At 61.6% G+C, this 14,880-nt stretch carries 11 protein-coding genes and 1 pseudogene; 9 read left to right on the top strand and 3 right to left on the bottom strand.

The features are described 5' to 3' along the window. Window positions 1-51 precede the first annotated feature (51 nt). The 3 genes and pseudogenes from DSC91_RS12100 (at window position 52) to DSC91_RS12090 (ending at window position 2,348) form a co-directional block, all read left to right on the top strand. Complete coding sequence (locus DSC91_RS12100) at window positions 52-618, top strand: isochorismatase family protein (protein WP_115778427.1); 567 nt, start codon at window positions 52-54, stop codon at window positions 616-618. 40 nt (window positions 619-658) lie between these two features. Next, window positions 659-997, top strand: a pseudogene (locus tag DSC91_RS37845) (hypothetical protein); the annotation flags it as partial. 964 nt (window positions 998-1,961) lie between these two features. Continuing rightward, window positions 1,962-2,348 (top strand): hypothetical protein, encoded by a 387-nt coding sequence (locus DSC91_RS12090; protein ID WP_115778426.1) that lies wholly within the window; start codon window positions 1,962-1,964, stop codon window positions 2,346-2,348. A 96-nt stretch (window positions 2,349-2,444) separates the two neighbouring features. Here the strand turns inward: DSC91_RS12090 and mreB are convergent, their stop codons facing one another. Then, complete coding sequence (gene mreB, locus DSC91_RS12085; protein WP_162831376.1) at window positions 2,445-3,482, bottom strand: rod shape-determining protein; 1,038 nt, start codon at window positions 3,480-3,482, stop codon at window positions 2,445-2,447. A gap of 432 nt (window positions 3,483-3,914) precedes the next feature. After that, a complete protein-coding gene (locus tag DSC91_RS12080; RefSeq protein ID WP_115778424.1) occupies window positions 3,915-6,842 on the bottom strand; it encodes an FAD-dependent oxidoreductase in 2,928 nt (975 codons plus the stop codon). A gap of 144 nt (window positions 6,843-6,986) precedes the next feature. On the opposite strand from DSC91_RS12080, the gene DSC91_RS12075 reads away from it, so the two are divergent. From DSC91_RS12075 to DSC91_RS12055, 5 genes are read left to right on the top strand one after another with little or no spacing between them, the layout of a single operon-like run. Continuing rightward, complete coding sequence (locus tag DSC91_RS12075; protein ID WP_115778422.1) at window positions 6,987-7,880, top strand: dihydrodipicolinate synthase family protein; 894 nt, start codon at window positions 6,987-6,989, stop codon at window positions 7,878-7,880. Between the two features lie 25 nt (window positions 7,881-7,905). Continuing rightward, window positions 7,906-8,748: an ABC transporter substrate-binding protein gene (locus tag DSC91_RS12070; RefSeq protein ID WP_115778420.1), complete on the top strand. Its 843-nt coding sequence runs from the start codon at window positions 7,906-7,908 to the stop codon at window positions 8,746-8,748. A gap of 42 nt (window positions 8,749-8,790) precedes the next feature. After that, on the top strand, window positions 8,791-9,540 hold the full coding sequence (locus tag DSC91_RS12065; RefSeq protein WP_115778418.1) for an amino acid ABC transporter permease: 750 nt from the start codon (window positions 8,791-8,793) through the stop codon (window positions 9,538-9,540). A gap of 25 nt (window positions 9,541-9,565) precedes the next feature. After that, the gene (gene hydA / locus DSC91_RS12060) at window positions 9,566-11,008 is read left to right on the top strand and encodes a dihydropyrimidinase (protein WP_115778416.1); all 1,443 of its coding nucleotides are present in this window, start codon (window positions 9,566-9,568) and stop codon (window positions 11,006-11,008) included. 36 nt (window positions 11,009-11,044) lie between these two features. After that, window positions 11,045-11,794 (top strand): GntR family transcriptional regulator, encoded by a 750-nt coding sequence (locus tag DSC91_RS12055; protein WP_115778414.1) that lies wholly within the window; start codon window positions 11,045-11,047, stop codon window positions 11,792-11,794. A 150-nt stretch (window positions 11,795-11,944) separates the two neighbouring features. On the opposite strand, the gene DSC91_RS12050 is transcribed toward DSC91_RS12055, so the two are convergent. Further along, window positions 11,945-13,075, bottom strand: a complete 1,131-nt coding sequence (locus tag DSC91_RS12050) for a porin (RefSeq protein ID WP_115778412.1) — start codon at window positions 13,073-13,075, stop codon at window positions 11,945-11,947. 750 nt (window positions 13,076-13,825) lie between these two features. Here DSC91_RS12050 and DSC91_RS12045 point away from each other — a divergent pair. Next, entirely contained in the window at window positions 13,826-14,818 is a 993-nt protein-coding gene (locus tag DSC91_RS12045) for a LysR family transcriptional regulator (protein WP_115778410.1), read from the top strand. Window positions 14,819-14,880: the final 62 nt, after the last annotated feature.

Here is a 14,880-nt window from a genome sequence, read left to right as displayed (position 1 = left end):
ATCGTTTGCGGCCAACCGTGCTTGTTGACGGGGCAATTCAGGAGAATGGTTATGCCGATTCGCACGCTTGATCTTAGCTCGGCTCTCCTTGTGATCGACTTCCAGGAGGGCACGCGACGCTATACGGGTAGCTTGGGCCCGGAAGCGTATGGCGCTGCAGCGCGCCTCGCGGTGGCGTTCCGCAACCTTGCTCGACCGGTCGTGCTAGTGCGAATGCAAGGTGGACGCGGCGGTCGCAGCGATGTTGCGCCTGAAGGCAGCGCTTACTCGTTTTCGCCCGAAGCCCAGGCATTCGTGCCTGAACTGGGGCAGCAGGCCTCCGATATCGTTATCACCAGATCTTCATGGGGCGCCTTTACCGGCACCGACCTCCAACAGCGAATTGTCGATCTGGGTATAACCCAAGTCGTCATTTGCGGAACAGCTGCAAGCATTGGTGTCGAGTCGACAGTGCGTCAGGCCTATGAATTGGGATTCAATGTCACCATTGCATCGGACGCGACGACTGATTTCAACGTCGATGCAATGAAGAATTCGATAGAGCGTATCTTTCCGATCCTGGCAGAAGTCGGTTTATCCAAAGATATTATTCGGGCGCTGGAGAGCCAGAGCGGTTAGTTCGAAAACTACGTGTCAAAAAGTTGGACGCGTGAACGTCAAGGCTGAGATTCCAGAGCTGGCAAGCGTAAGGCACGTGTTCGTCAAAGCTGCAGCCCGGCTAAACAACCGCGCAGAGAACACCCACCAACCGACACGCGAACGCGAGCGTCGCATGCGCGACTTTCCCAGTCCGAAACGCGCACGGAAATCTCTCCCGTGCTTCGGGCCAATCCGCCAACATTTCGCGCTTAAGCGGCATCTGCTGCGTGCGTCACACTATCCCAGACACCTCGCAGCACCTCTCATTCTCATTTTTGCGACGTTTTCGGCGCTCGCGTCCGCGATGCGGATAAACACCGTCGTAACGCGCCCACGGCAACGAAAAGCGCATGGTTAGCGCGTCCCGGTGACCGGTTCGATGCCGACACTTCCGCTCCAGCGTGTTCCATGACTGAGACAGTTTGTGCCAGCGGTTAGCTTTGGAGAAGCCTCCCCGCCCCTGCTTCAGGTGCTGGCCTTGGGAAGTCAGGGGTGGCCCGCTATTTGCATCGGCACGCTACAGACCATAAAGACGCTGTGTCGAGCAAATTCAATACAGCGACACAAGCAGCAAAAAGGCACTACGCGAATCGGGGGGAGACCATGTCCATACACGCCGGTCGCCGTCATGGCGACCCAGCAATCCATTTCTTATCGCCGCGTCGGACCGCAGACGCAACAAACCCGTTCGATGGCGCTCCGGATGAGCGAGTCACCAGGTCGGCAACGCGTCATTCGCATTTCCCGCAGGACGGGAAACGAAGCTACGTCTCGCATCCTCAGCGTGATCCTTGTCGTTGGATCTCTCGTGTCAGGCGCGACGGTTGAAAGCCTGCAACCGCGAATGCTATCAGCGCGGCGTGATCGCGGTCGACATTGGCGAGGATGGTGTGATGCGCTGGGAGTATCAGGATAGTGCTGCGCGGGGTGCGTTATGTCGAGCGCGCGCCTCTCACCGACAGTAAATGAACGGTTGGTTTCTATCCTGCAATCAATTGCAACGGGGGAAAGCGATGGAATTCTTATTTGGCTTGGGAGTGGGGGGATCCTTTGGCGCGTGCCTTGGTCTGCTGATCGCAGCAATGTTTCGAGCAGGCAGGGACGACGTCCTGGAGACACGGTTCACGGAACCGGACGGAACCGCGCTGCGCAAAGCTGCGGATTCGCCGGATGACAGCCGGATCCCGTGCTGAGCACAGGCATGAGGCCAGTCATTCTGAAACGACAACGCGAGCCTGGACTATTACACATGGATCAAAAATTCACACATCGAGCAAGTGCTGTCCGTGCTGCCGCATGTCAGCTAACAAGGAAGAAAAACCATGAAACAGTTACGAGCAATCGGCTCGCTGCTCGCCGTGATCTGCACGATTGCGAGCGTGGTCGGGATCGTCACGCGGATACATAGCCCTGACACCGGGGACGAACCGTTACCCGTCTTTACCTCGCACAGCCGCTACGCGGACAATCCGCTAGACCCGGTCAACCTCGGACACGCCAACGTGCTGCGGGAACTGAAGGACCCGGATAGCGCGCGGTTCAGGAACGAGGTCCGGACGTCGAGGGCCTACTGCGGTTCGGTCAAGTCGAATAGCGGTTTCGGTGGCCACACCGGCTACCAACGGTTTTACACGATCGGGGGCGCGGTGCGATTTGACGACGACACCCCGGGCTTCGATACGTTATACGACGCCTTCTGCAAGGAATGACGCTCACGCCCCGCAAGGAGATACCACCGACCGTCGAACACCAGAACGGCCTGCAGGAAGGTGACCGCTGCCGGCCGAGGCAGGTCGGTGTGTCCGCTACGCAAAGAAGTCCGGATCGAGCGTCTCGATTGCGAACCCGGTGCCGCGAATGACACACGTCATCGGTTGTTCAGCGACCGCCACGGCCAGTCCCGTTTCCTCGCGCAGGCGTTGATCGAGGCCTCGCAGCATGGCGCTTCCGCCGGTCAGCATGAACCCGCGATCGGCGATGTCGGCTGCAAGCTCCGGCGGGGTGCTTTCCAGGACGCGTCTTAGCAGCGACACGATTTGCCCGAGTGGCTCGACGAACGCTTCATAGACCTCCTGGCTCGACAGGGTCATGGTGCGCGGTGTGCCTTCCGCCAGGCTGCGGCCGGTCACTTCCGCAAACAGGTCGTCCCTGAGTGGAAGGGCGCAGCCGATCTCCAGCTTGACCCGTTGCGCGGTGTGCTCGCCGATCAGCAAACCGTGCGTACGGCGAACGTAGTTGACAATGGCCTGGTCGAGCGTGTCGCCTCCCACGCGGGCGGATGCTCCGCGCACGACGCAACCGAGCGCAATGACGCCGATCTCAGTCGTGCCCGCGCCAATGTCGACGACCATGCAACCTGTCGCATCGGAAATAGCGAGCCCGGCGCCGAGGGCGGCGGCCAGCGGTTTCGCGAGCAGCGCAACGTGGGACGCACCGGCACCCTGTATCGCTTCCTTGAAGGCCCGGCGCTCCACCTGGGTCGCGTCGCCCGGAACGGTGACGGTGATTCGTGGCGCGTTCGGCAGCCATCGGCCTTTGCAGGCGTGATGCACGAATTGCCGGATCATCTGCTCGCTTGCCGAGAAGTCAGAGATGACGCCGCCGCGAATCGGCGTGATGGCTTCGATGTTTTGCGGCAGCCGGCCGAGCATTCTCCTGGCCTCGTCACCCACGGACAGCGTCGGACGACCGCGCGCTTTTAACGAGTCGCGTCCATGAGTACACAGCACAGACGCCTGACTCAGAACCACGCCGGCCCCGGAAATGTGAATTCGCGTGTTTGCCGTTCCTACGTCGAGGGCTAGAGCAGTTGGACGAAGACGCAACAAACTCCTTATCGACATGAAAAGTGCGTAGCTGTGACCCGGTCGTTCATTCCTGACTTTCCCGATGAGTTGTTGAGTTGTTGAGTGGCTATGTGTGCGGAAGCGTCATAGATCCAGGGCGTGTTTGGGCTATCCCGCGCTTCGCGGTAGACGATAAGACAAATTTCCACACGCCATGCCTACACAACCGGTTTACGGCTCAAGGGACGTTGCAATCAAGGGTGATTTATGTAGGTCTTTTCTGAAATTTATGTCAGTTAATCCCGCACTTGGGTAGTCGCGCTAAGGTTCGGAAAGGTGTGGTGTAGCGCAGAGCTAACCTGTCGGCCGAGTACCGGCGCACTCCGCGTAGATGAGCGCGCCGTACTCGTCAATCCAGGCGACGATGCGGGTTTTCAGTTCGGCATGGCCAATGTCGGGATTTTTCGGGTCAATGAACCTGAATAGGCTTCACGCTGATGCAAAGCGGTCGAGCAAAAAGGGCGCAACGTCAAGCTCCGGGGTACGTTGGAGAATGAGATCGGTGACCAACTGCGACACGATTGGCGCAAGCGTGTAGCCGTTCGACGTCACGGCATTGAAGAAGCCGGGAACACCTGCAACGGGGCCGACAATGGGCGCGCCGTCGATGTCGATATTCATGCCGGCCCAGGCGCGCACCATGTGCATGCCATTGAGCGCGGGCAGCACGTGGCTCGCGACCCAGGCATTGCCTTCGATGCTCTCGCGCGTCGCGTGGTTCATGCGCCGCGCGGGGTCGAACGCGGCGGTCCAGCCGCCGCCGATCAGAATGCCGCCGGTCGCGGTCTGCTTCAGGCTCAGATGGCGGTCGGCGTGGGCGATCAGATGGTCGACGAGCTTCGGCGCGGGTTCCGTCGCGATCATCTGCAACGGCGCACCCGCCACCGGAACGTGCACGCCGAGCATCGCGCCGATCTCTTTCGCCCATGCGCCGGCGGCGTTCACCACGACACGTGAGCGAATCCGGCCGCGGCTCGTGTCGACAGAAAAGCCGTTGCGATCGCGCATGATCGCCGTGACGTTGGTCGCACGCTGGAAGCGCGCGCCCTGCGCGCCGGCGAGGCGCATGACGGCGTAGGTTGCGCGCAGCGGATTGATCTTGCCTTCCATCGGGCAATATTCCGCGCCGAGCAGTGCGGGCGAAAGATGTGGCGACAACGCGAGCAGGCCGCGTGCATCGAGCAGTTCCGCTTCGATGCCAAACTGCTTTTCGAGCGCGATCTTCTGTTCGAGGAAGCGCATGCCGGCCTCGCTGTCGGCCACCATCAAACCGCCCGTCACGCGGATTTCGAGGTTGTCGCCGCTGTCGCGTTCTAGCTGCTGCCACAGCCGCACCGACGCAGGGCCGAGCGCGAGCGTGTTGGCGGCGGGCGTCCCGCCCGCGCGGGCCTTCTTGCCGAAATCGAACGACAGCAGTTGAACGTGCAGGCTGCCCGCGTTCGCGCCGGACGCTTGCAGGTTGAGATCGTCGCGGTCTACCACCAGCACATCGCGGCCGGCACGGCTCAGAAAATGAGCGAGACATGCACCCATCACGCCGCCGCCGATCACGAGCACGTCGGTAGTCTGATCGCCCAGTGCGGGTTCTTTGACAGGCCGCGCAATGTTCGGTGTGGACGCTTTGCGATGGCCGCCCCATTCGGGCTTCTCGAACGCGAGCGCGGCGAGCGGCGTGGGACGTATCGGCACACGCGGTGCGAGAAAATGCATGACCTCGCGGGCACGGCCAGTCGATTCCTCGATGAGCTTTGCGCAACTCGCCGCGCAATTGCGGCCCTGGCAGCGGCCCATGCCGAGGCGGGTGTTGCGCTTGATCGACGCAAGCGTGTCGTGGCCGGCGGCGAGCTGGTCGACGATCGCGCCCTGCGTCACGTCCTCGCATCGGCAGACGATCGTGTCGCGCGGCAAATCCGCGAGGTGCGGCGCCGGTGCGGCGAAAATCTTCCACAGCGCGGTCTGGAAACGGTCCGCGCGTCCCAACGCGCGGCGTGCCGCAGCACGCGACTGCTCGGCGTCCGCGTTCGACTGAAGACGTAGCGCATCCGCCGCCGAGTGGCCCGCGAGCGTCCCACGCGCAAGCGCGACCCGGGCGCCGCCGATGCGCGCGCCGTCGCCTGCCGCAAACACGCCTGCGATGCTCGTCTGCCCGTTTGCGTCGATGTCGGTGGCGAGGTGACCGATGCCTCTGTCGACGAACGAATGCGTGCAGCCGAGCGCCCGCGCGATATCGGTTGTCGGTGCGAAGCCGTCGCCCATGCACAGGGTGTCGCAGGCGAGGGTGACGGTTTTGTCGTCGCAACGGTAGGTAATTTCTTCGAGTCGCTGCTTGCCGCGCGCCTCAAGCACGTGTGCGTTCCAGGCGACAGGCACGTTCGCGGCGCGCAGCGTGGCGAGGTAAGCGGCGCCGTCGCGAATCAGGCTGGGCGCTTCGCGAGTCGCTGCAAGCAGTTCGCGCCACAGGCGCAAGCCGGGCCGCGCGGCACGTTCGAGAACCGCCACGACATTCGCGCCGCCGGCCACCAACTCGGCGGCAAGTTGCAGATTCAGCGGCCCGTTGCCCGCAATGACGATCCGCTCGCCCGGCGCCACGCGATATGCCCGCGCCAGCGTTTGCGCGCCGCCGGTGGTCATCACGCCGGGCAAGGTCCAGCCCGGGAAGGGCGCGGTGTATTCGTATGCACCGGGCGCGAGCACGATCTGCTGCGGGCGGAACACGACGCTTGCGCCATTCACGATCACACCGATTTCGTGCGGGCCGAATGCGCCCCAGACGAACGCCTCCGCCGTGAGCGTGACGCCCATCGCGCGAGCACGCCGGATCAACGCTGCGCCTTCGCGGAACTGCCGGTCGAGTTTGCTAGCCCGGTGGCTCGGGGCGATCTGCTTGAAGAACTGGCCGCCCGCCATAGGGCGCTCGTCGATCACCTCGACCGATGCACCACGCGCGCGGGCCGCGCACGCCGCCGATAGTCCCGCGGGACCGGCGCCGACCACCAGCACGTCGACGGCGACCTCGCGCGGTTGTGCGCCTTCAGGCGTCGGGGCGAGCGGCACATGATCGCCGGCGTGGGTGCGATCAGTGCCCTGCGCGGTGACCTGCATGCCGTCCGCCACCTTCGTCATGCAGGCGCGTTGTCCCTGTTTGCCGTCCACGCACACGAGGCACTCGAAGCAGTTGCCCATGCCGCAATACAACCCGCGCCGTTCCCCGCCGCGAGTCTCCCGGTACACCCCACGGCCGGCGTCGGCAAGCGCCGCGGCAATGGACTCACCCTCCAGCGCGCGGATGCGCTCGCCTTCGTATTCGAACGAGATGAGCTTGCCGGATGGAGCGATATGCGATTTTTTTAGACGCATCAAAAACCTTGTTGCATGGGGCTTTGCAAGCTTCCAGACGGTGACCGGAATTTGAAAAACTTGACGTATGGAATTTGTATACAAATGCTATACAAACAATATGCAAGTTCAAAGCACTCAAAAAAAACGGACTCCAGCTCGACGATGAAAACTTTCCGCGGCACCTACACCGTTCTGATTACGCCCTTTACCGCCGACGGCAAGCATGTCGACGTGCCCGCTCTGCGCAAGCTTGTGAACTGGCAGATCGACGAGGGGATTCATGGGCTCATACCGCTCGGCAGCACGGGCGAATTCCTGTCGCTGAAGGACGCGGAGCGGATCGAAGTGGCGCAGACCGTGATCGAGGCGGCAGCGGGCCGCGTGCCGGTGCTGCTCGGTACGGGGATGGAATGGACCGACGACGCCATTGCCCGCTCGCGGGAAGCGCAGGAACTCGGCGCGGACGGCGTGATGGTCATTCCGCCGTTCTACAGCACGCCGACCGAAGACGAACTCTTTGAGCACTACCGTCGGATCGGCGAATCGATCGATCTGCCGATCATGCTTTACAACAATCCGGCCACGGCGAACGTCGACCTGAAGCCGGAACTCGTCGCCCGCCTGTCGCACATCGACAACGTGAGCTACATCAAGGAGTCGACGCTGGAGGTCACGCGGGTGCGCGACATCGTCGAATTGTGCGGTGACCGCATGACCGTGTTTGCGGGGATTCTCGGTTACGAATCCATGTGCGTCGGTGCGCAGGGCTGGGTGGCGGTGTGTTCGAACCTGCTGCCGAAACTGTCCGCCCGGCTTTACGAATGCACTGCTGTCGAGCGTGATCTCGACGCGGGACTCGCGATTTATCGAGAGATCCTGCCGATCGTGCGCTGGGTTGGCGGTCATCGCTATGTCTCGGCAAGCAAGGCCGGCCTCGAGATGATGGGCTTGCCCGTGGGTGCGCCGCGCGCGCCGCGTCTGCCGCTGCCGCAAGCCGATCGCGAACTGCTGCGCGCGGACCTCGCGGCGCTCGGCGTCCTGAACACGCTGTCCTGATTCTTTTTTCCTCCTGGAGAATGTCATGTCCTTCCGCTCGCTTGCCCGTCCGTTTCTGCTTTCAGGCGCACTCGCGCTTGCCGCCGCGTTGACCGCCCAGCCAGCCGCTGCCGCGTGCACGTCGTCGATTCCCGCCGACGCGCTGATCAAGAAAGGCACGCTCATCATGTCGACCAACCCGACGCTGCCGCCGCTGCAATACACCGACGGTTCCGGGCAACTGAAAGGCATGCGCATCGAATTGGGTGACGAGGTTGCCAAGCGTCTGTGCCTCACGCCCGAATACGTGAAGATCGATTTTGACGCGATGGTGCCGGGTCTGCAAAGTGGCCGCTGGGATGTCATCAATACCGGCATTTTCGTGACCGACGCGCGTACCCGCATCATGCAGATGATTCCGTACGAGAACCAGGCGATCAGCATTTCCGCCACCTCGTCGAATCCGTTGAAGATCACGAAGACGGACGACCTCGCGGGCCACACGGTGGGTGTCGAGATCGGCGGCTTCGAGGAGGCGCAGGCGCGCGCGATGATGAAGGACATGACGGCGCGCGGGTTGACGCCGTTCACATTGCGCACCTTCGACACGTTCTCGATTGCTTATCAGGCGCTGGGCGCCGGGCAGGTTGAAGCGGTCGTCTCGATCGACGCGGTGGCCGGCGAATACCAGAAGCGCGGCGGCTTTGCGCGTGTCGTGTCCGGCATTCATCCGACGCCGGTCGCGCTTGCGGCGAAGAACCCGGCTCTCGCGAGCGCGATCGCCGGCGTGCTCGACGAGATGCAGAAGGACGGCAGCTACCAGAAGCTGTTTGCGAAGTACGGCATCAAGCCGCTCGATGCGCCGATCGCAGTCGCACAGCCGAAGTGATCGCCGCACGAACACGTTGATTACATCGCCGGGAGTCGAGCAATGAACAAAGGATGGAGCTGGGACGGTTTCGCCTCGTATCTGATCAGCCCGTACTTGATCGGCGGCGCGTTTCAGACCATCTGGCTGACGCTCGTGGCGATCGCGGGCGGCCTTGTTCTCGGTTCGCTTATCGCGTTCGCGCGGCTGTCCGGAAAGCAGTGGCTGTCAGCACCGGCGGCGTTCTACGTATGGATTTTTCGTGGGACGCCGCTGCTGGTGCAACTGATCATTTTGTACACGGGGCTGCCGCAGGTCGGGCTGCGCTTCTCCGTGATCGAGGCGGCGCTCATCGGCTTGATCCTCAACGAGGCGGCATACCTTGCCGAGATTATCCGGGGGGGCATTACCGCGGTGCCGCGCGGGCAGACCAGCGCCGCGAAGGCGCTCGGTTTGACGGGTGCGCAAACCATGCGCCAGATCGTCTTCCCGCAAGCCATGCGGCTTATCGTGCCGTCGCTTGGCAATAGCGTGAACAGCCTGCTCAAGACGACCTCGATCACGTCGGTGATCTCGGTGGAGGAACTGCTCAGGCGCACGCAGGAACTCATCCAGGAGCGCTTCATGGTGCTCGAGCTGTTTATCGTGGCCGCGCTTTACTACTTGCTGATGACGACGATCTGGAGCTTCTTCCAGCGCAAGATCGAAGCCTATTACGGGCGGGGCTATGCCGCGCACGACACAGGCCGGAGCGGCTGGCGCGCGTGGCTCTCGGCGCGCCGCACGCCACGCGTGGCAGCCCGCTCGCATTGATTACGGAGAAACACGCGTGACCGCTATGTACCAGCCCAGCTTCGACACGGTGATCCGCAACGCGCGCATCGCCACGGCCGCCGATCTCTATACCGCCGATATCGGCATTCGCGATGGCGTCATCGTTGCGATCGGCCGCGATTTGCCCGACGGCCGCGAGACGATCGATGCCGAGGGCCGCTTCGTCACGCCGGGCGGCGTGGATGCACACGTCCATCTCGACCAGCCCACGTCCGACGGCTCGAAGATGGCGGACGATTTTCTGACCGGCACGCGCTCGGCAGCCTGCGGCGGCACCACGACGGTCATCCCGTTTGCGTTGCAGTTCAAGGGGCGCAGCGTGCGCGCGGCGGTCGAGGACTATCACACCCGGGCCGAGGGCAAGGCATCGATCGACTATGCGTTCCACCTGATTGTGTCGGACCCGTCAGAGGCTGTGCTGAAGGACGAACTGCCGGCACTGATCGCGGACGGTTATACGTCGATCAAGGTCTATATGACCTACGACGACATGAAGCTCGACGACCGCCAGATCATCGATGTGCTCGCCTGCGCGCGCATTCATGGTGCGATGACGATGATCCATGCGGAGAACAGCGACTGCATTGGCTGGTTGACCGAACGGCTGCTCGCGGCCGGCCTCACCGCGCCGAAGTATCACGGCGATTCGCGGCCGATGCTGGTCGAGCGGGAAGCGACTCATCGGGCGATTGCGTTGTCCGAGGTGACGGAGGCGCCGATTCTGATCGTCCACGTCTCCGGACGGGAGGCGATCGAGCAGATTCACTGGGCGCGCGGCCGGGGTCTGCCCATCTTCGCGGAAACCTGCCCGCAGTATCTTTTCCTTAGCGAAGAAGACCTCGCGCTCGAAGGCTTCGCCGGCGCGAAGTGCATCTGCAGCCCGCCGCCGCGCGACAAGGCGAATCAGCAGGCGGTATGGACCGGATTGCAGAACGGCATGTTCACGATCGTGTCGTCGGACCACGCGCCCTTCAACTACGACGATCCGCACGGCAAGATGCTGCATGGTGCCGGTGGCGGATTCCATCAGGTGCCCAACGGCATTCCGGGCCTCGAGACACGGCTGCCGTTGCTGTTCTCGGAGGCGGTGCTGGCAGGCCGGATCGACATCAACCGCTTCGTGCAGCTCACGTCGACGAACGCGGCGAAACTGTACGGACTGTATCCGCGCAAGGGCGCGATCGCGGTCGGCAGCGACGCCGATCTGGTGATATGGGATACGGGGATTGAACGTACGATCCGCAACGAGGAGCTTCACCATGCGGCCGACTACACGCCCTACGAGGGGCGCGAAGTGCGTGCATGGCCGGCGAGGACGCTGAGTCGAGGCGTGACCGTCTGGCTTGACGGGCAGTTTCGCGGGCAGGCCGGTCATGGACGGTTTCTGCGATGCGAGCGCCCCGACGTTGTAACATCGCGGGTCAAAGCCGGGGTATCCACCGTCTGACGGCGGGTCCGGCGAACACAGGCACTACGCGCAATCATGAAAAAGACAGACACCAAGGCAGCCGTCACCGGCGTGAAGAAGGCGACGAGGAAATCGACAGGCAAGCTGCCGCAGCCGGATGCATCGCCCGTACAGACAGAGGAAACGCTTTCCGAAACGCGTGTCGCCAGCCTTGGCGAGCGCGCCTACCGGCGCTTGCGCGAGATGATCCTGGATCGTGAGCTGGAGGCGGGCGCGCTACTCAATGAGCTGCGTGTTGCCGACCAACTGGACATGTCGCGCACACCCGTTCGCGAAGCGCTGATCCGGCTGACCGGCGAAGGCCTGCTGGTGCGCGCCGACGCGCGCAGTTTCGCGGTGCGCACGGTGTCTACCCGCGAGTTTTTCGAAAGCATGCGGGTTCGTGAAGTACTCGAAGCACAGGCGATCGACCTCGGCATTCAGCGGCTCACGCCCGCGGCGATCGAGGCGCTGGAAGAGAAGGTTCATGCGCTCGAGGTCGGCAAGCATACCGAAGTCGAACATCGTGAACTGGATGATCTGCTGCACAGGACGATTGCGGAGGCGTCGGGCAATGCCGTTCTCGTGCAGATGATCACGATGATGCGGCTGAACGCGCGGCTCTTTCGCGTGACGAGCCATCTTCACCGCCAGCAGGAGAATCACGTCGAACACCTGGCGATCCTCGCCGCGCTCAAGTCGCGTGACAAAGTGGAAGCGCGCAACGCGATGATCAGCCACATTCGCGGACTTCAGGACGACGTTATCCAGGCGATAACGGGGTAATCCCCGCTTGCGCATGGAAAACGCGAGTCCAAGCTAAAAGGCTGAGCCCTGTGCAATACAGAACTCAGCCCAGTCAACCTTGGCTCTGCGAATCATCCGGCTTTGCGAGAGCCGTTCAGCAACGCGGGCTCTTCGCTAAGCCGGACTCAATCAGAACTTGTGGCGAATACCCACTGTCACGGTAGCCTGCTTGTTGGAGCCCGAATCGCCGGTCGCCGAACCGATGACCGCGACAGCAGCCGTGCCCGACGAGTCTTGCGTGCCCGATGCAGTCGTGTAGCCAGCCCATGCGTAGACATCCGTACGCTTGCTGATCGAGTAGTCCGCCGCGACCGCGAACTGGTTGTACTTTGCCGACGAACTGCCGCTCGACTTCAGGTACACGTAGCCAATTTCTGTCTGCAGCGGTGCCGAGACCTGCCACACGGCGTACACCGAACCCGTGTTGTACTTTTCAGCCTGCTTGAACTTCGAGCTGCCGTCCGCGGTGTATTCGGCGTAGCTGTAGTAGCCGCCCACGGTCACCGTGCCGAATACGTAGTTGCCGCCGATACGTGCATTGTTGATCGACGCTGCAGTGGAATACGCGGCGTTGACCGATGTATTGAACAGCGAATCCCACGTCGTCGTGCCGCGGTTCGCGCCGCTGCCGTTGCTCAGGTGGTAGTAGCCCGCTGCCAGGTTGACCGGACCGTTGCTATACGCGGCTGCAGCGGCATAGCTTTGACCCGAGCCCATCGCGCCGGCCACCCCGCCCAGCGAGTACATGGTTTCGAACTGGAAGCCCGACCAGGACGGCGACGTGTACTTGATCGAGTTATTCACGCGCGCGCTGTTGTCGGCGTTGTCGATGTCGCCCGGCGAGATGAACACGCCACCGAGGAAGCCATCGCCCTGCACCGGCTGAACCAGGTCAACCAGCGGATCGTATTGACGACCGGCCGTGAGCGTACCCAACGCGTCGCTGCTCAGGCCGACGAACGCCTGGCGACCGAACATGCGGCTACCCTGGCCGAGCTTGCCGTTCGTCGAGTTGAAGCCGTTTTCCAACTGGAAGACTGTCTTGATGCCGCCGCCGAGATCTTCAGAGCCTTTCAAGCCCCAACGGTTGCCGGACTCGTTGCCCGACGACATGCTGATCGACTTGCTGCCGCCGTCGTTGGAAACGTACGTCAAGCCCGTATCGACGATACCGTACAGCGTGACGCTGTTTTGTGCGTGAGCTACGCCGGTTGCGCCGAGCATGGCCAGCGAAAGAGTTGCCAGTGTGGTCGTCTTCATCTGCGTCCTTGAGTTTTGGTTGAAGTGCGGGGTGCAGAATAGCGGTCAACGAAATTCTTACAAAAAAGTGTTGGCAAAAAACAACCGTCGATTAGGAATGGAAACTATCTGCACCATTCCGGCTCGCAAATAAGCTATGCAACGTACCTTACTTATCTCTCTCAGTTTTGATGCGAAGGATTTTCCTACGATCAGTCGGATAATTCCTACGAATCATCGGGAATATGCACAGGGAAACGATCAGAAGGAGCGGAAGCAGAGGGTATCACCCGATTCACAAAGTCTCTTCCACGAAGGGACGCTGATAGATTTACATTGGAATACTTAGTGACGCTTAAAAGAAAACATCAATACATAAGATCGACTATGTAGGTGTATGGATTGTCACTGGTCAGGGTATTCCTACAAAAAAATCATTCTGAACTTGCTTGGATCAAGTGGACGAGAAGGTGAGAATCACACCGTGCAAAATGGTGAGAGGTGTTTTTGTTCTGTCAAACTTGGGCACCCATGTGAGAAGGAGTGAGAACGCAGAGACTCGCAGGGTTCGCTGCTGGAAAGGCGAGTGGCCACCTCGCTTCAATTCATACCTTCTCGCACAGCCAGGAAGTGAATAGTCACAGGATTTTCTCGCATCCTCCAGGCATGGGAAAGACTCATGCCGAGCGGGGTCTGCATACTCGCCTACTACCTGCTGTGCGGTCGATCGGACAAGTGGTCGGGGCTTACCTGAATTGCAGAAGAATGTGAATGGACATATTGCAAAGTATCCGCGCCTTCGTGGCCGTCGCAAATGCAAACGGCTTTACCGCAGCAGCGCGACAGATGCGAGTTGGGACGCCACAGGTATCGCGCGCCATCGCGGAGCTGGAGACACACCTGGGGTTGCGCTTGTTACGCCGCACAACCCGCAGCGTGGCATTGACCGCGGCAGGCGATCGATACCTTGCGCACTGCAAGTTCATCCTCGACCGGTTGGAACTGGCGGAAGCCGAGGCGGCCGGTCTGTGCGCCAAGCCGGTTGGTACGTTGCGAATCGGTGTGGACCCGACGTTCGATGCTCACCATCTCGCGTGGCTCATTCACGGCTATCAAGCGCGTTATCCTGAGGTAACGGTCCAAACATCGCTGCTGAGCGGAAGTCTGGATGCAGCTTTGAATATTCACGACACGATACTGCTCTGCAATCCCATCGCGCAAATCGAGCGCATGGTGTTTGAGCGCGTCGGCGCAACCAGTACCGTACTGTGCGCATCACCGGTTTATCTGGCAAGCCATGGTGTCCCTGAAACAATCGGCGAACTTCGCAGTCACCGGTGCCTGAAAGTCAAACATATGGACGCCGCCGCCGAGCAATGGTTGTTCGAAGGGCTTGCCGGACCCGAAGTGTTCTGCTGCGACGAGGCGCGGGTATTGACTGATACGACCGACGTACTGGCCAACGTCATACAGGAGGGGGGCGGCATCGGTCAGCTGTCTCTATCGCGGGCGCTGCCGGCATTGCGCAGCGGTGTGCTGGTTCGGGTTTTGCCCCAGTATCGGCTAGCAGCCCGAAACGTGTACGTGTTGCGTCCTTCTGCCGATTATGGCGAGCCCAAGGTCCAGGCCTGGTTCGAGTTCGTGAAGGCCGCTTTGCCGGGACGGCTTGCAGAAGATCAGGTGTCGTTGATTGCCCACAATTCGGGCCCCTCCGAATTGTCCAGGGCTGTTGAAGCCGAAGTCGCCGCGGAAGTCCAGCCGTAAAACATAAGACCGTATCAAATCTGCGGCTTTGTCATTCAGGGGGATGGCCCGTGCCGCGGCTG

Origin of the sequence: Paraburkholderia caffeinilytica, from assembly GCF_003368325.1 — a bacterium.
Taxonomy (GTDB): Bacteria; Pseudomonadota; Gammaproteobacteria; order Burkholderiales; family Burkholderiaceae; genus Paraburkholderia; species Paraburkholderia caffeinilytica.
Note: the sequence above shows the minus strand (reverse complement) of the source record. Positions and strands in the feature narration are given on the sequence as shown.

Excerpts from the sequence above, each read along its gene's own strand:
- DSC91_RS12100 (WP_115778427.1), top strand. The coding sequence starts at position 52 with ATGCCGATTCGCACGCTTGATCTTAGCTCGGCTCTCCTTGTGATCGAC.
- DSC91_RS12090 (WP_115778426.1), top strand. The coding sequence starts at position 1,962 with ATGAAACAGTTACGAGCAATCGGCTCGCTGCTCGCCGTGATCTGCACG.
- mreB (WP_162831376.1), bottom strand. The coding sequence starts at position 3,482 with ATGTCGATAAGGAGTTTGTTGCGTCTTCGTCCAACTGCTCTAGCCCTC.
- DSC91_RS12080 (WP_115778424.1), bottom strand. The coding sequence starts at position 6,842 with ATGCGTCTAAAAAAATCGCATATCGCTCCATCCGGCAAGCTCATCTCG.
- DSC91_RS12075 (WP_115778422.1), top strand. The coding sequence starts at position 6,987 with ATGAAAACTTTCCGCGGCACCTACACCGTTCTGATTACGCCCTTTACC.
- DSC91_RS12070 (WP_115778420.1), top strand. The coding sequence starts at position 7,906 with ATGTCCTTCCGCTCGCTTGCCCGTCCGTTTCTGCTTTCAGGCGCACTC.
- DSC91_RS12065 (WP_115778418.1), top strand. The coding sequence starts at position 8,791 with ATGAACAAAGGATGGAGCTGGGACGGTTTCGCCTCGTATCTGATCAGC.
- hydA (WP_115778416.1), top strand. The coding sequence starts at position 9,566 with ATGTACCAGCCCAGCTTCGACACGGTGATCCGCAACGCGCGCATCGCC.
- DSC91_RS12055 (WP_115778414.1), top strand. The coding sequence starts at position 11,045 with ATGAAAAAGACAGACACCAAGGCAGCCGTCACCGGCGTGAAGAAGGCG.
- DSC91_RS12050 (WP_115778412.1), bottom strand. The coding sequence starts at position 13,075 with ATGAAGACGACCACACTGGCAACTCTTTCGCTGGCCATGCTCGGCGCA.
- DSC91_RS12045 (WP_115778410.1), top strand. The coding sequence starts at position 13,826 with ATGGACATATTGCAAAGTATCCGCGCCTTCGTGGCCGTCGCAAATGCA.